10 protein-coding genes are annotated in these 16,868 nt (G+C 63.7%); 4 read left to right on the top strand and 6 right to left on the bottom strand.

The window, feature by feature from the left end:
* Positions 1-37 precede the first annotated feature (37 nt).
* The 4 genes from CLM73_RS08900 to CLM73_RS08885 all read right to left on the bottom strand — a co-directional run bounded on the left by CLM73_RS08900 (position 38) and on the right by CLM73_RS08885 (position 6,262).
* Complete coding sequence (locus CLM73_RS08900; protein WP_105238128.1) at positions 38-1,240, bottom strand: DUF418 domain-containing protein; 1,203 nt, start codon at positions 1,238-1,240, stop codon at positions 38-40.
* A 79-nt stretch (positions 1,241-1,319) separates the two neighbouring features.
* Positions 1,320-3,656 carry a DNA topoisomerase IV subunit A gene (parC, locus tag CLM73_RS08895; RefSeq protein ID WP_105238127.1) on the bottom strand — a complete coding sequence of 779 codons (2,337 nt, stop codon included), beginning with the start codon at positions 3,654-3,656 and terminating at the stop codon, positions 1,320-1,322.
* A gap of 45 nt (positions 3,657-3,701) precedes the next feature.
* On the bottom strand, positions 3,702-4,301 hold the full coding sequence (locus tag CLM73_RS08890) for a YcxB family protein (RefSeq protein WP_105238126.1): 600 nt from the start codon (positions 4,299-4,301) through the stop codon (positions 3,702-3,704).
* Positions 4,301-6,262, bottom strand: coding sequence for a DNA topoisomerase IV subunit B (locus CLM73_RS08885; RefSeq protein WP_105238125.1), 1,962 nt, complete (start codon positions 6,260-6,262; stop codon positions 4,301-4,303). Before CLM73_RS08885 ends, CLM73_RS08890 begins: the two co-directional genes overlap by 1 nt.
* 325 nt (positions 6,263-6,587) lie before the next feature.
* Here CLM73_RS08885 and trxA point away from each other — a divergent pair, with 325 nt between their 5' ends.
* Together trxA and rho are read left to right on the top strand one after the other, a co-directional pair.
* A complete protein-coding gene (gene trxA / locus CLM73_RS08880; RefSeq protein WP_006218534.1) occupies positions 6,588-6,914 on the top strand; it encodes a thioredoxin TrxA in 327 nt (108 codons plus the stop codon).
* A 116-nt stretch (positions 6,915-7,030) separates the two neighbouring features.
* A complete protein-coding gene (gene rho / locus CLM73_RS08875) occupies positions 7,031-8,290 on the top strand; it encodes a transcription termination factor Rho (protein ID WP_043541410.1) in 1,260 nt (419 codons plus the stop codon).
* Between the two features lie 68 nt (positions 8,291-8,358).
* On the opposite strand, the gene CLM73_RS08870 is transcribed toward rho, so the two are convergent.
* Positions 8,359-9,704, bottom strand: a protein-coding gene (locus tag CLM73_RS08870; protein WP_234015712.1) for an IS3 family transposase whose coding sequence is annotated in 2 segments (ribosomal slippage) — positions 8,359-9,260 and positions 9,260-9,704 — 1,347 coding nt in all. Because the reading frame shifts where the segments join, the coding sequence is not laid out codon by codon here.
* Between the two features lie 795 nt (positions 9,705-10,499).
* Here CLM73_RS08870 and CLM73_RS08865 point away from each other — a divergent pair.
* Both CLM73_RS08865 and CLM73_RS08860 read left to right on the top strand, forming a co-directional pair.
* A complete protein-coding gene (locus tag CLM73_RS08865; RefSeq protein ID WP_234015834.1) occupies positions 10,500-11,135 on the top strand; it encodes a ribonuclease T2 family protein in 636 nt (211 codons plus the stop codon).
* 22 nt (positions 11,136-11,157) lie between these two features.
* On the top strand, positions 11,158-12,852 hold the full coding sequence (locus tag CLM73_RS08860; protein WP_105238123.1) for a phospholipase D-like domain-containing protein: 1,695 nt from the start codon (positions 11,158-11,160) through the stop codon (positions 12,850-12,852).
* Between the two features lie 283 nt (positions 12,853-13,135).
* On the opposite strand, the gene CLM73_RS08855 is transcribed toward CLM73_RS08860, so the two are convergent.
* Positions 13,136-16,768 (bottom strand): YhdP family protein, encoded by a 3,633-nt coding sequence (locus CLM73_RS08855; RefSeq protein ID WP_105238122.1) that lies wholly within the window; start codon positions 16,766-16,768, stop codon positions 13,136-13,138.
* Positions 16,769-16,868: the final 100 nt, after the last annotated feature.

Genomic DNA, 16,868 nt, shown 5'->3' with positions numbered 1-16,868 from the left:
ACGGCGGCCGGGCGAGGATCCGCCCCGCGCCGCCTGATCAGCCTGCGCCAGCCCGCAACCAGGGCGGCCGCGTGCCGATGGTGAGGGCGCGCAGGAACCATTCCACGGGGCCGTAGGCATGGTGCCGCAACCACCAGACAGACAACGGCAACTGGGCGGCAAAGATGGCCACTGCAATCAGAAACGCAGCCAGGGGCGGCACGGCGGCGTACAGGCGCAAGCCCCACGCCGTGAAGAGAAATGCGCAGACCACCGACTGCATCAGGTAATTGCTCAGCGCCATCCGCCCGGCGGGCGCCAGCCAGGCCCCAAGACGCTCGCCAGGCCCCGTGCGCAGCGCCAGCAGAAACGCCGCACCGTACGACAAGCTTAAAAGCGGCGCGGTGAAAAGGCCCACGGCCAGCCCCGGCAATTCCCACACCACGCGTGCCTGCGGCAAGGCGCTGGTCGCATACGCCGCGGCGCCGGCCAGCCCGGGCAGGACGCACAGCGCGCACAACAGTCCCAGCGCGCGGCGCGAGCGCCAGGGGTCGGCCAGCGCATTGCGCCGGCCCAACGCGTATCCGGCCAGGAACATGGCAAAGACGAATGGCCCTTGCACGAACAGCACGGTGAACCAGATGGCTTCGGTGAGTTCCTTGACGTGCTGCGCGATCGTGGTGCCGACGGTGCCGCGGTACGCCTCGATGGCGGCCAGCGCCTCGGCCTTGTACTGCAGCGCGTAGCCGGCCGGCACGGGATCCAGGAAGCTCAGTGCGCCCAGAATCGCCCACACCGCCGATGCCAGTGCGATCAGCCACAGGGCAACGCGCAGCGCCCGGCCCGGGTCCATGCGCCGGCACAGCAGCAGCGCCAGGCCCAACAACGCGTACGTCACCAGAATGTCGCCCTGGTAGAACAGGATGGCGTGCGCCACGCCCAGGGCCGCCAGCCCGGCCAGCCGGCGCAAAAAACGCGGCGCGAAGGCCGCGTCGGCGCGTTCAGCCGCCGTCATCTGCAGCGTGAAGCTGTAGCCGAACAGGAAGGAAAACAGCAGGTAGAACTTGGTCTCGAACAACCAGGCGACCAGCCAGCGGACCGTCACATCCAAGGGGCTGGAATAGACCGGATCCGGCACGCCCCCGCCGTAGTACGGAAAGGCGAACACATTGATGTTGACGACCAGGATGCCGAAGAGCGCAAAGCCCCGCAGGGCATCGACGTGCGCAAGGCGCGGCCGGGCGGCGAGGTCGATGCTCATGCGGGTCTCTGGATGGAAGCCCGGCCGCGCATGTGGCGCGCGCCGCCGGGCGTTCTCCGCGTCAGGCGGCGCGCAGTCGTCAACCCAGCACCGGAGACAGCAGCGGCTGCTTGGGCCGCACGTCCAGCGCGCGCCCCTTGCGGGCCCGCTTGCCGACATACACCGCCAAGTCCGCACCCGCCAGGATGTCCTCGGTCATCTTGTTGCGATAGATGCCGGTGGCGCGCAAGCCCTTCGGGCCGATCGGCACGGTCTGGTCGAGCTTGTCCGCGCCGTCCAGTCCCATCAGGATGGTGCCGCGTCCGCCGCCCGACAGCGACTTGACCTCGTCCAGGCCAAAGACCAGGAACTTGCCCTTTTGCGACAGCAGCGCCAGTTGCTGGGCGCCTGCAAACAGCGGCACCGGACGCAGCAGTTCGTCGCCCGTTTCAAGCGTGATGAACTGCTTGCCCGCGCGCTGACGGCTGACCATGTCGGAGAGCTTGGCCGCAAACCCATAGCCCCCGCGCGTTGCCAGCAGCCAGCGGCTGTCGGCGGACGCGGCGATCGTATGGACGATGCGCGTGCCGGATTCCAGGTCGATCATCGTGGTGACCGGTTGGCCGTCACCGCGAGCCGACGGCAGGCCGGACACCGGCACCGAGTAGACCCGGCCGTTGTCGCCGACCGCGATCAGCGTATCGGTGGTGCGGCACTCGAAGGCGCCGTACATGTCGTCGCCCTGCTTGAAGCCGAACTGCGAGGCGTCATGGCCGTGGCCCTGGCGGGCGCGCAGCCAGCCCTTCTGCGAGACGACCACGGTGACCGGTTCGTCCAGCACCTTGGTTTCGAGAACGGCGCGCTCGGCCGTCTCGATCAGGGTGCGGCGATCGTCGCCAAACTGCTTGGCGTCGGCTTCGATTTCCTTGATCAGCAGGCGCTTGAGGGTCGTGGGATTGTCCAGCAGCTCCTGCAGCGAGACCTGGTCCTTGCGCTTGTCGGCCAGCTCCTGTTCGATCTTGAAGCCTTCCAGGCGCGCCAGCTGACGCAGGCGCATTTCGAGGATGTCCTCGGCCTGGCGCTCGGACAGCTTGAAGCGTTCCATCAGCGCGGCGCGGGGCTCGTCGGATTCGCGGATCGTCTGGATGACCTCGTCCACGTTCAGGTAGACGACCATGCGGCCTTCCAGCACATGGATGCGGTCAATGACCTTGTCCAGGCGGAAGCGCGTGCGGCGCACCACGGTGTTGGTGCGGAACGCCAGCCATTCGACCAGAACGTCGCGCAGGCCCTTCTGGCGCGGGCGGCCGTCGGTGCCGATGCACACGAGGTTGACGCTGGAGCTGCCTTCCATGCTGGTCTGCGCCAGCAGCGTGTTGACGAACTCGTCGCGGTCCACCCGCGAGGTCTTGGGTTCGAAGACCAGGCGCACTGCGGCGTCCTTGCCGGATTCGTCGCGCACGGCGTCCAGCAGGTTCAGCATCACGGCCTTGGCCTGCGTCTGCTCCGGCGTCAGGCTCTTCTTGCCCGTCTTGACCTTGGGATTGGTGATTTCCTCGATCTCTTCGAGCACCTTCTGGCCGGACGTGCCGGGCGGCAGCTCGTTGACGACCAGTTGCCACTGGCCGCGCGCCATTTCTTCAAACTGCCAGCGCGCGCGCACCTTGAGCGAGCCGCGGCCCACACCATAGATCTGCGCGATATCGGCCGCCGGGGTGATGATCTGGCCGCCGCCCGCGAAGTCCGGGCCGGGGATCATGGCGTACAGTTCTTCGTCCGGCAACTGCGGCTGCTTGATGAGCGCCACGCAGGCCTGGGCGACTTCGCGCAGGTTGTGCGGCGGGATCTCGGTGGCCATGCCGACGGCAATGCCCGAGGCGCCGTTCAGCAGCATCACGGGCAGCCGTGCCGGCAGCATCTGCGGCTCTTGCTGGCTGCCGTCGTAGTTGGGCACGAAATCGACGGTGCCCTCGTCCAGCTCGTCGAGCAGCAGCTTGGCGATGGGCGTAAGGCGCGCTTCCGTGTAACGCATGGCGGCGGCGTTGTCGCCGTCGCGCGAACCGAAGTTGCCCTGACCGTCGATCAGCGGATAGCGCAGCGAGAAATCCTGCGCCATGCGCACCATGGCGTCGTACGCGGCCTGGTCGCCGTGCGGGTGGTACTTACCCAGCACGTCGCCGACGACGCGCGCGGATTTGACGGGCTTGGCGCCGGAGCCCAGCCCCATCGCCTGCATGGCAAAAAGAATGCGGCGCTGCACCGGCTTCTGGCCATCGCCCACGTCGGGAAGCGCGCGGCCGCGCACCACGGAAACCGCGTAGTCCAGATAGGCCTGCTCCGCGTAGCGCGCCAGCGTGATGGCGGCGTTGCCGTCACCGTCGCCGTCGCCGCCGGGCGGATTGGAGTCAAACAGGCCGGGTTGATTGCTATCGGTCATGATGGTTTCAGGTAGACAAATTCATCGAAACGGCGTCAATGCGCCTCAGGCGGACGGGGCCAGGAGCTGCGCGTCGGCGACATGCGCGCGCATCTGGGCGCGCACGGCCTGCAGCGTGGCGGCGTCCTGCCCTCGCTTGGGGATGATCACGCCCTGCAGCGTGCCGAGGATGACGTAGAGATGTTCGGGGGTTTCCTCGACCCGCCGCACGTCGGTCCACGCCATCTGCCCGGAGGCGGAGGCGGTGCTGTCCGTGACGCCGTCGGGTCCGAAGTCGAGCTCGTGCCGCCCCAGGTACAGCGTGTCGGGCTGCTTGGCCAGCATGCGGCGCGTGTTCATCCGCACGAGTCCCGGCAGGACGTATTCGTAGGCCAGGGCCAGCAGCGCAAGGATGCCCAGCCCGACCGCCAGCCCCTGGAAGTACACCGGCAGGATCGCGCCCCAGTTGGGGCCCTTACCGTCCCAGGTCTGCCAGATCAGGTACGCGAGCAGCGCGACGATCATCAGGACGCCGAAGCGCAAATGAGACCGGTAACGGCGGCGGCGCAGTTCCGGTCGCTTGTACACGTAGGCGGCAAAATCCGCGTAGTCGTCGGCGGTCAGGTCGACGACCATGCGGGCTTGCCCGGGCGCAGACAGCGTCATCAGATGTCGAGCTCCGCCAGGTTGCCCTTTTCCTCGATCCACGCGCGGCGTTGCGAGGACTCGCCCTTGCCCATCAGCATGTCGAACATGCGGGTGGTGTCGTCGGGGGTCTGGTCGCCGTAGCCCACGGGCAGCAGGCGGCGCGTGTCCGGATTCATGGTGGTTTCCCACAGTTGCTCCGGGTTCATTTCGCCCAGACCCTTGAAGCGGCTGACGGCCCACGCGCCTTCGCGAACGCCTTCCTTGCGCAGCTTGTCCTGCGCGGCTTCGAGCTCGCCATCGTCAAGACAATAGATCTTGCGGGCGGGACGCTTGCCCTGGGCGGGCACGTCCAGGCGGAACAGCGGCGGCTTGGCGACGTAGACGTTGCCAGCCTCGACGAGCTTGGGAAAGTGCCGGTAGAACAGCGTCAGCAGCAACACCTGGATGTGCGAGCCGTCGACGTCCGCGTCCGACAGGATGCAGATGCGGCCGTAGCGCAGGCCGGACAGGTCGGGCGAGTCGTTGGGGCCGTGGGGGTCGACGCCGATGGCCACGGAAATGTCGTGGATCTCGTTGTTGGCAAAGAGCCGGTCGCGGTCGACTTCCCAGGAATTGAGCACCTTGCCGCGCAGCGGCAGGATGGCCTGAAATTCCTTGTCGCGGCCCATCTTGGCCGAGCCGCCGGCCGAGTCGCCCTCGACCAGGAACACTTCGGTGCGGGTGGCGTCGCTGGACTCGCAGTCGGTCAGCTTGCCGGGCAGCACCGCCACGCCGGAGCTCTTGCGCTTTTCAACCTTCTGGGCCGAACGCTGGCGCGCCTGCGCCTGCCGGATGGCCAGTTCCGCGAGCTTCTTGCCGTATTCGACGTTGCTGTGCAACCAGAGGTCGAGCGCGCTCTTGGAGAAGCCGCCGACCAGCCGCACGGCGTCGCGGCTGTTCAGGCGTTCCTTGATCTGACCCTGGAACTGCGGATCGAGCACCTTGGCCGACAGCACGAAGCTGGCGCGGGCGAACACGTCTTCGGGCAAGAGCTTCACGCCCTTGGGCAGCAGGCTGTGAAGCTCGGCAAAGCCCTTGACCGCGCCGAAGAGACCTTCGCGCAGGCCGGATTCATGCGTGCCGCCGGCCGGCGTGGGAATCAGGTTGACGTAGGACTCGCGCACCGCGTTGCCGTCGTCGGTCCAGGCCACCACCCATTGGGCGCCCTCGCCTTCGGCGAAGTTTTCGTGGTCGGCGCCTGCGTACTGCGCGCCTTCGAAGAACGGCACCATCAGTTCGGCGCCAACCAGGGCTTCGGCCAGGTAGCCGCGCAGGCCATCCTGATACTGCCAGGTCTTGGTGTCGTTGGTTTTCTCGTTGACGAGCGTGACCTTCACGCCCGGCAGCAGCACGGCCTTGCTGCGCAGCAGGTGCGTCAGCTCACCCAAAGGAATATTGGGGCTGTCGAAGTATTTGGCATCGGGCCAGACGCGCACGCGGGTGCCGGACTTCTTGCGGCCACCCTGGTCGTAAGGCGCCAGGGGCTCGGCGACGTCGCCGCCCTTGAACTCCAGCCGGCTGACGGCGTTGTCGCGCCAGACGATGACTTCCAGGCGGGTGGCGAGCGCGTTGGTGACGGACACGCCGACGCCGTGCAGACCGCCCGAGAAGGCGTAAGCGCCGCCGCCCGCCTTGTCGAACTTGCCGCCCGCATGCAGGCGCGTGAACACGAGTTCGACGACGGGCGCGTTTTCTTCGGGATGCAGGCCGACGGGAATGCCGCGGCCGTCGTCCTCGACGGAGACGCTGCCATCGGCATGCAGCGTCACCTGGATCTGTTTGCCGTGACCGGCGAGGGCCTCGTCCGCGGCGTTGTCTATGACCTCCTGCACGACGTGCAGAGGGTTTTCGGTGCGGGTGTACATGCCCGGGCGCTGCCGCACGGGTTCCAGCCCCTTCAGGACGCGGATGGACGCCTCGTTGTAACGTGGAGTGGCCAAGTTATCCCCAACATCTGTGGAAAAAAACCGACATTTTACGGTTAAGCCTAGATTCTGCGCGGCTCCGGGTGGGATGCGCACGACCTGACCAGGTCCGATTTCGGTAGGATGATGAACAGTCACAACCGCCGATCCGGACGTTGACCTCCCGGATCGCGACAGCTGCGCCGCAACATCCTACACAAAAACCTGCAAACCCTGTTGTTATTAACAGTGGTATGCCTGTTGTTATTGACAGTGGTATGCTTGAGTCCATTCCACAAACAAGAACAACGGCAAGGCGCGTTTTAACGCGCCTTTTGCTGCCGAACCGAGAATCACCATCATGAGCGACCAAATCAAGAACGTCAGTGACGCCAGCTTCGATGCCGATGTGTTGAAATCCGGCCAGCCGGTGCTGGTGGACTACTGGGCTGCCTGGTGTGGCCCCTGCAAGATGATCGCCCCCATTTTGGAAGAAGTCGCGACCGAATACGCTGGCCGCTTGACCATCGCCAAACTGAACGTGGACGAAAATCAGGGCACCGCCACCAAGTACGGCATCCGCGGCATTCCGACCCTTATGCTCTTTAAAGACGGCCAAGCTGCCGCCACCAAAGTTGGCGCGCTGTCGAAGTCGCAACTCACCGCATTCCTGGACGGCGCGTTGTAAATCGCGTGCTGTAAACGAGGGCGCCGCCGCATAGGCGGCGCTCATTCAGTACCGCGCGAGCCCGTCCGTGGCGCGCCGCCAGACCCTCCTTTACTTTTCCCCCAACACTCACCGCGATGCACCTCAACGAACTGAAGGCGCTGCACGTCTCGCAGCTGCTCGAAATGGCCGCTGGCCTGGAAATCGAGAACGCCAACCGCCTGCGCAAGCAGGAACTGATGTTCGCCATCATGAAGCGGCGCGCCAAGCAGGGCGAGCAGATCTTCGGCGACGGCGTTCTTGAAGTCCTGCCCGACGGCTTTGGTTTCCTGCGCTCGCCGGAAACCTCGTATCTGGCCAGCACCGACGACATCTACATTTCGCCGTCGCAGATCCGCCGTTTCAATCTGCACACCGGCGATTCGATCGAAGGCGAAGTGCGCACCCCCAAGGATGGCGAGCGCTATTTCGCCCTGGTGAAGGTGGACAAGGTCAACGGCGTGGCGCCCGAGGCGATCAAGCATCGCATCATGTTCGAGAACCTGACGCCGCTGCACCCGAACCGCGTCATCCGCCTGGAACGCGACATCAAGAGCGAGGAAAACCTCACCGGCCGGATCCTCGACGTCTTTGCCCCCATCGGCATGGGCCAGCGCGGCCTGATCGTCGCCAGCCCCAAATCCGGCAAGACGGTGATGATGCAGCACATTGCGCACGCCATCACCACCAACTACCCCGACGCGGTCATGATCGTCCTGCTGGTCGATGAACGCCCCGAGGAAGTGACCGAAATGCAGCGCACCGTGCGCGGTGAAGTGGTTGCGTCGACCTTCGACGAACCCGCCACGCGTCACGTGCAAGTGGCCGAAATGGTCATCGAAAAGGCCAAGCGCCTGGTCGAAATGAAGAAGGACGTCGTGATCCTGCTGGACTCGATCACCCGTCTGGCCCGCGCCTACAACACCGTCGTGCCGGCCTCCGGCAAGGTGCTGACCGGCGGCGTGGACGCCAACGCCCTGCAGCGCCCCAAGCGCTTCTTCGGCGCGGCGCGCAACCTGGAAGAAGGCGGCTCGCTGACCATCCTGGGCACCGCGCTGATCGAAACCGGCAGCCGCATGGATGAAGTCATCTATGAAGAATTCAAGGGCACCGGCAACTCCGAAGTCCACCTCGAGCGCCGCCTGGCTGAAAAGCGCGTCTACCCGTCCATCAACCTGAACAAGTCGGGCACCCGCCGCGAAGAGCTGCTGATCGCCCCCGACCTGCTGCAGAAGGTGTGGGTGCTGCGCAAGTTCATCCACGACATGGACGAAGTCCAGTCCATGGAATTCATCCTGGACAAGATGCGCGCCACCAAGACCAACGCCGAATTCTTCGACATGATGAAGAAGAAGTAAGCGGAACGTTCGCGCCAAGAAAAGCCGCCCCTTCGTGAACTGACCCCCAGAAGTTGGACGGTCAGAAGCTAAAGCCCGAAGGCCTGAGCTCGGTATTGCACCGGGCTCAGGCCTTTTAGCTTGAGCTTGATGCGATCGTGATTGTAGTAACGGATGTACTGCCTGATGCCGACCTGCAACTGCTCGATGCTCTCGAAGCGGTTCAGGTGGAAGAACTCAGCCTTCAAGGTACCGAAGAAGCTCTCCATGGCCGCATTGTCCAGGCAGTTTCCCTTGCGTGACATGCTTTGCGTGACTGACCGGGCTACGAGCATGTGTCGGTATGCGGGTTGCTGGTACTGCCAACCTTGGTCGGAGTGCAGGACAGGACGGTCCGCCGGGCGTAGCCGAGCCAGCGCCTTTTTCAGCATGTTGCCCACGAGCTTGAACACCGGTCGCCGGCTGGTCTCGTAAGCCACGATCTCACCGTTGTACAGGTCCATCACCGGTGACAGGTACAACTTCTCCCCACGCACGTTGAACTCGGTCACGTCGGTAACCCACTTCTCGTGCGGCTGCGCAGCCTCGAAGTCACGCGCTAACAGATTGGCCGCCACGTGATGTGACTGGCCTCGGTATGACCGGTACTTCTTGGCGCGCACAAGCGACTTCAAGCCCAATGCCTGCATCAGTTTCTGCACCGTTTTGTGGTTCACCAGATCACCTGCCTGGCGCAAAACCGCCGTGATACGGCGATAGCCGTAGCGGCCTTTATGACGCGCGAAGATCGCGCCAATACGTTGCTTTAGCTCAGCGTACGGGTCTGCGGCGTCCAGCACCTTCAGGTGGTAGTAGAACGTGCTGCGTGACAGCTCGGCCACACGCAGCAGTCGTTCCAGCGGATGCTTATGCCTCAATCCTTGGACCACTTGCGCTTTCCAACGAGCGCTTTGGTCTTTTCCGCTTCGATCAAGGCATCGAGCTTTTTTAGGTAGTCCAACTCCGCTCGCAGGTTCGCAACTTCCTCGAGAAGCTCTTCTTTAGTCATGTCCTTGGACACGGGCTCCGGGGGGTATTTGTGGGGCATGCTTGCTCCTGGACGCTTGCGCGCCAACGCCTCTATACCCCCAGCATCATACTGGGCGCGCCACTTCCCAATATGACCTGAACTGCGGATCCCCAGCAGTGTCGCGGCCTGGATGTCGGACAGCCCTTGGTCACGGATCTTGCGCAACACCGACTGCTTGAAGGCTGCGCTATACGTCCCAGACTGCCGGCGAAGACCCGCCAAGCCATGTACGCGATAGCTCTCGACCCATCCGCTGACCAGCGAATGGTGCAATTCGTGACGCGCCGCCACCGAACGACCACTCTCAGTGCCCTTCAAACACTCCCGCACCACCTTTAACTTGAACTGCTCGTTGTACTTCGCCATATAAAAACCCCCGAAGGTTGGATCAATGTCCAACTTTCGGGGGTCAGTTCATCGAGGGCGGCTTTTTTCATTTCACCATGACTCCAGTACCGCATTGCGCTGGACTACTCCGAAGCCCAACACATCGGGGTACAACCACTTAAGCGCGTTAAACCGGTGCTTTTCGAAAGCTGGCGCAGCGTCGGCTCGCATGGTCCCATGGACCCATGGATACCGGGTCTTTCTGAAAAGTCGTCAAGGCAATAGCCAAGCTCACAAAGTCCGCGCCCGATGGTGAGCAGGATTGATCCACAAGCATCCAGGGGCCGTGGAGGCGGTGCGCGTGCGTGGACTTGCGCAACATCACACTTTTGGTAATGAACTCGAACTCGCAGGCCGGAAGTCGAGACTTGCGGTTGCTGCCGAGGGTCTCATGACCAATTGCCAATTGTGAATAGTTGAGCGATGCTTTGCAGTAAAAAATCGAAGTAGCGGTCCGCGTCGAACACACACCCCAGCATTCATCCCAACGGAACTCATCCGGAGGTTGAAATTGTGCCATTGGATTCGGTGGGGCAATGCTGCACTGACAATTGGCCGTCACACCTAAGTTACAAAATGAAAAATATTTCGCGCGCGGGTTTTGCGCGCTAAGTCATTTCGCCACTCGGGGACGCCATCATGGGACGCAAATCACGGCATTCATTTTGGACACGCACGTTGCTCTGGGGAGTGCTGGCAACTTTCGCCACCCCAATCTTCGCGCAAGAAATCTGCGCCTTGCCTAGCACTGTCGAACCAGCTCCGCCAAAGTCCGTGGATTACGTCAACAAGGATCTCCCGACGGATTACCTTGCCATGGTTCTGTCTTGGTCGCCGGAACATTGCGAGGCTCAGCGTAGCAAGCCCAAATCAGCACGAGAACAGCACGCCTTTCAGTGCTTTTCCGGAAATCGTTTCGAATGGGTGGTACACGGCCTGTGGCCCCAGAACGGAAAGGCTCGTTCCAATCGTGACCACCCGCGAAATTGCCAGAGAGTCGGGGCGCTGCCTGCTCCTTTGGTCAAGCAGCATCTATGCATGATGCCGGGCACGGACCTGATGCAAAACGAGTGGCAAGCGCACGGCACGTGCGGCTGGTCATCCCCTGATCGGTACTTCTCCGACATCCAGAGCGTATACGCCTCGGTGCGCCGCCCCACCATGCAAGAGATGGTCGGTTCTCAGCCTGGCCGGAATCAATTGGTGGACGCCAAGGTGGCCGACATCAAGCAGGCATTCCTTGCACGCAACCCATCATTGCCGGCCGACAGCCTGCGCGTCAACGTAGCCTCGAGCAACCGGCTCAAAGAGCTGTGGATCTGCCTGGACAAAGAGCTCAAACCGATAGCTTGCCCAATCGGCGGAACCCCTGACAGCCAGCAGATCAAGGTTAGATCCCCCAATCAGTAGCTACCACGGAAGGAGCTTCTTCATGCGAGCATCCGCCACTGGAAGTTATCTGCGCATCCGAGCTATCGCAGGCACCCATGTCGTCGTCCTGGCCTGGGACTTCGTAGACTTGCCGGATGTCCCTGCGCTCGTCGCCGAGGACAACCTTCTGGGTTTCGCCGTGCACCGCAAGACATTTGACGCCGCCGGGAATGTGGAAACCAGCCACTACCTGCGGGGGCTCAAGCGTTTCGAAGACAAGGACAGGGGGCTGCATCCGGGAACGCTCGTGTCCACGAGCGAGCATCCTGTCCAGAGCTTCCTGTGGGCCGACTACACGGCAGCTACCGGCGTGCAATACGAATATGCGGTGGAACCGGTGTTCGGCGAGCCGAAGAAACTCCGAGTCGAGGAAGCCCAGGGCATCTCGGTCCGCATTCGCTGCGAAACCACCTCAGCGCCTGCTGGCAAGGAAACCCGGCACGAAATTTACTTCAACCGGGGCGTGATCGGCTCGCAGGCCTATGCACGGGAGTTTGGAAACGTCGCTCCCGATCCGGATGCTCCAGCTTCTAGGCCGATGAAGTGGCTCTCGCGAGGACTGTACGAGGCGCTGCTCGCCTTCATCAAGCGCGGTGCCAAGCAAGGCATGGGCCTGCGCGCTGCCTTATATGAGTTCCATTACCTGCCTGTCGCCCAGGCACTGCGTGACGCCGCAGGCAAAGGGGATGTGCAGATCGTCTACGACGCAGCGAGCTCCTACAAGGTGGAGAACGAAGCCACGATCGAGCAGGCAGGCTTGGCCGACTTCGTTCATCCGCGCACCGTCTCCGCAGGACTTCGGCACAACAAGTTCATCGTGCTCTTGAAGGATGACACGCCGGTCAGTGTGTGGACGGGATCGACCAACATTTCGGCCGGCGGGATCTTCGGCCACTCGAACGTCGGCCATATCGTCCATGACCTGGAGATTGCCGCTCAATACCTCGCATATTGGGAGCGCCTGCAGCGCAATCTCACGGCAGCAAAGTTGCGCGCGCCCAATGCCAAGGCAACCCCGACTCCCTCCCTGCCGCTACAGCCCGGTACTCATCTCTTGTTCAGCCCTCGCGAAGCCAAGGAAACGCCGCAAGCAGAGAAGACTTTGCAGTGGTATGCGAATTTGGCCGACGCCGCCCAGCGATTGGTCTGCTTCACTGCAGCCTTTGACATCGCCCCGGAGTTCCAGGTCGTCTTCCAAAAGCAGAACAACGTGCTGCGCTACATCGTCAAGGACGACCCCCTGAAAAAGACTGAGGACATCGGCACCGATGGTGACGTCACCTTCGCAGCCGGCGGTCACCTCGCGGAAGACAACGCTCTTGCCAACGCGCTTGGGGAAAGCGACAACCCGCTCAATAGCAACGACTACATCCACACCAAGTACATGTTGGTCGATCCATTGGGTGAACAGCCCACCGTAGTCACAGGATCGGCGAATTTCAGCAGTTCATCCCAGGTTCAGAACGACGAGAACATGCTCGTGATCCATGGTGACACCCGGGTGGCGGATATTTACTTCGGCGAGTTCATGCGGTTGTTCGATCATCACTATGCGCGCTACCTAGCGGCGAAGTACCAGCGCAATCCCAAGAGCCCTGGCAACTATCTGAAGCAGAGAACCGACCAATGGTTGCCCGCGCACTTGGACCCGTCAAACTACCGGTCAAAGCGACGCCGCTATTTCGTCGGTTTATAGAGAATCGTCAGTACCCCGGCCATGAGCATCGAGGCATCGACAGCAGATCCTTCAAGCCGGGCATGCGGGCACTTCACAGGAATAGCGGGAAGTCCGGAAACCGTGATCGCCTCGGTTGTGTCGTCGCATGCGGGGCCGCGCGCGAGATTGCACGCCGTCTTCACGCCTGCCACAGCCCGCCGAGGCTCGCTCCCAATAGCGTTGCCGAAATTATTAAGTATGGCTCGTACACGAAAATACTTCGACCGCGAGAACACCGAATCTGAAATATTTCATGTCTAGCTCAGTGCTCGATGAATTCCGGCATCCGGCGCGGCGTGGCATTCGCGGGGCGCGGCGTCTGCTTGGCCGGTTCCTTGCCGGCTTCGATCGGCTCGATGCTGGGATCGTCCCAGCTTCCCGTCACGGCATATTCCATGGTCATTGCGCGGGCGAGCGGCTGCTTGAGCAGCCATTGCGTGACAAAAGCGCCCAGGCCGATCAGCGGATTGACCGCCAGCGCGGTCACCATCGCCGCGCCGCTGGCATCCAGGTTAGGAATGACCACCGCCTTCATGTCCCAGCGTTCCTTGACGAGGTTCACGCCCCCCGCCAGGACGATCGCCGCGACCGGCCCGTTGATCTTGTAGCCTTCGGTGGTCAACAGGCCGTCGGCCACCTTGACGTTGCCCCGAATGGTGTCAAACGGAAAGCCGTCGCGCAGCAGGTTGGTGGGATTGACGTCCAGCCGCGCCAGCCGTTGCAGCGACTGCAGCGACAGCAGCTCCAGCAGGCGTGCGGTGCGGGAGTTCACGTGCATGAAGCGGCCATTGTCCAGGCTGACGACCACGTCCCCCACCACGTCGGCGATGTTGTGCGTCCATGGCAGATTGCGCCAGGTCGCCTTGCCCTGGATCGTTCCCTTGCCGTTGGACACGACGTTTTCAAAGCCGATCCGGCCCATGAAATCGCCGACGTTTTCCAGCTTGAGCACCGCATCGACGGTCAGGCCGCGATTCGGGCCCTCCAGTCCCCAGTTGCCCGTGGCATTCAAGGCCGCCGAATCGTTGGTGATGGACAGCTTGTCCAGCCGCCACTGCCGCCCCCGCTCAAGATTGGTGCCCGTCACCTGCAGCGCGCCCAAATTCTTGCCATACAGCATGAATTGGTTGGCTTGCAGGTCGATCGCGGGGATATCCGACAGGTCGTTGCCAGACGCCAGCGCCTTGTCGGCCTGGTTGGCGTCGCCCTCGCCCGCGATCGACAGATGTTTCAGGCGGGCGGTGATCTGGCCGGCGATTGCGCCCTGCGCCTCGCGCCATTCCAGCGTGCCCGCCGCCTGGCGGGATTCCAGTTCGACGCGCCAGCGCGCCGGCGCGGGGCGCGTGGCGTACAGCGTCAGATCATTGAAGGTGAAGCCGCTGGCGTGCATCACACCGGCCGCCAGACTGATGCGCTCGGGCTGCGGCAGGATGGGCTTGGAGGGCGGCCTGCCCTTGACGGGCGGTTCGTCGAATCCGTCCGAGACCTTTTCCCAGCCGTCCATGTCCAACTCGGGCAGGCTGGCGTTCAGGCTCAGCCCGCGTTCCGGCAGACTGGCGGGCCGCCCGACGCCCAATGCGCCGCGCGAAAAATAAGATGCCGAGCCATCGGCCGGGTCCCGTTCGAACAAGGCATTCACGTTGTCGCCCAGGCTGGCCGTGAGCCAGCGCCGGTCGCGCGCGCCAGGGTCCTGCGCCGGCGACCACTGCAGCTTCAACAATTGCGCGGACTTGGCGGGCTTGCCGGCTGGCGCGGGCATGTCGATCGCCATGCCGATCAGGTCCGACTCGGCCGAGATGTCGATGGCGCCGCCCTTCAGGTAGATCAGCCGGCCCTTGTACGCCGCCCGGCCGGCAAAGCGCGACATCGACGGGGCGCGGCTCAATTGCGTCAGGCCCGCCCCCGACAGCGTGCCGTCAAAGCGCAGCGCGTCCGTGCCTTGCGCCAGCGTGCCGTAGATGTTGACGGGGCCGCCCAGGAACTGCGCGCGGATGCCCTTGGTCTGCACGCCCTTTTCCGAGAATTCCAGATCGCCGTGGATCTGGCTGAGCACCGGAATTTCGGGCATGAAGCTGAACGAATTGTCCGAGAACCTGATGCGCCCCAGCACCCGCGTGTCGTCGGTATTCAGCAGCGGCACGGTCAGATCGAGCGGCATCCGCCACTCGCCGGTGCCGTGCGCCTCGTCCAGGGCCCCGTCCAGCAGCTCGCCCAGCGGAGAATTCGCGGCCAGCGCCAGGTACGCCGCCACCGGCCCGGAGGTATCGCCGGTGACCCGAAGCTGCGAGTCGTGTTCCATGTTGGGAATGGCGGCTTTCACCGCGCCCAACTTCACGGTTTGTCCCTGTCCGGTATGCGCCACGGCGCCGCCCGCGCTGTCCAGCGCCAGGCTCACCTTGTCGATGCGGAAACTGCCCGACAGGTTTTCCAGCATCGGCCAGCCCTTGTGGTGCTTGCGCGCCGGCGCGTAATCGACCTTGGCGCCGGAATAGTTGCCCGCGATGACGAACTCGCCGGTCGAGCCGGGCGCGCCATACGGAAAGTCGTCCAGATCGCCCTTGAGCGTGATGGCCGCCGAGTGCATCTGCCCGGCGGGCAGGCCGGTCGCCAGCCATTCGCGGGCGTCCGCGTTTACCTCGAGCGGCAGATAACGGTGGATGGCCGGCATCGAGCCGCGCACCATCGTGCCGCGCACGTCGGCAGTGCCCGCGGCGGTCTTGCCCTCGGGCCGCCATTGCCCTTGCAGGCGTGCTTCCAGATCTTCATTGGCCAAACGCAATTGGGCCACGTCCACGAACCAATGCGCCGGATCCGGCCCCTTGACCTGGGCGTCGAGCTCCAGGTCGTCGGCCCGCAGGGTCGGCGTCTCGAAGACGCCCGGCAGCGTCACGCGCAACTGATGCACCTTGCCCTTGACGGCCACGTCAGGCGCGCCCGTGCTGCGACCCAGCGGCACGCCTTCGATCTTCACGTAATCGCCGGGCCACACCGAAAAGCGCAATTGGCCCGAGCCGGTCTGGACGGCGGGGCCGTCCGGCGCGGAGGTCCAGGCCACGCCGCGCACAGCGACGTCGCTGGTCAGTTCGGTGAACTTGCCGTGGTCCAGTTGCCACCACGTCCGCGCGGCCAGCCGGCCGGCGACCGCGGGCACGTCGATCCACGGCGCCCAGGCCAGCGGCTCCACGTCATCGGCCTGCGCAAAAATCTGTCCGCTCCAGTTGGCGGGTTTCTTGGCGTCGGTGGCAAAAAGGCTACGGTTGAATTCGCCGCGCAGCTCCAGCTTGTGCGCCAGCGCGGGGCCCGCGGAAGCCTGCAGCACGAACCGATGCGACAGCGCGCCGTTGCGCACCAGGAAGTCGACCCCCTCGAGCGTCAGTTCCGGCGCCTGGCGCAATTCGTCCTGCCAGCGCAGCGTCGCGTCGCTGACCAGCAGTTCGCGCTGCGCCGCCAGCCAGCGCAGGCCCGGATGATTCAGATCGGAGGCGTGGTCGCTTGCGTTCAGGTCGATGTCCTGCCCGGCGACCCACAGATGATTGGACGCGTCCCGCCGCAGCGTGAGTTCGGGTTTTTCCAGCCGCAGCCGCACCAGCGTGGGCGACAGCGCCAGCAGGCTGCGCCACGCAACAACTGCGGACACGGACGGCAGGCTCAATACCGGATCGGCCTCGTCGTCGTAGACCTGGACGGCGGCGAGATCGAGCCTGGGATTGAGCCCTCGCCAGTTTGCCTTGATCGCGCCGATCGTAACGCGGGCGCCCAACGCTTCGCTGGCGTAGGCTTCGATCTGAGGGCGCCACTGATCCACCCGCGGGAGGACCCAATAGCGCACGCCCAGAAACCCGATGGCGACGACGCCATAGACGGTCAGCGCGGCCCAGAACAGGCTGCGGAGCACTTTTTTTGGAACAGACACGGATCAGTGGGCAGGAGGAGATGTCTTGCAGTATCGTCCCCACTTATACCTGAAACACGTCCATCCGTCTGCCGCCCTTTGC

The sequence above is a fragment of the Achromobacter spanius genome (assembly GCF_002966795.1).
GTDB classification, from domain to species: Bacteria; Pseudomonadota; Gammaproteobacteria; order Burkholderiales; family Burkholderiaceae_B; genus Achromobacter; species Achromobacter spanius_D.
Note: the sequence above shows the minus strand (reverse complement) of the source record. Positions and strands in the feature narration are given on the sequence as shown.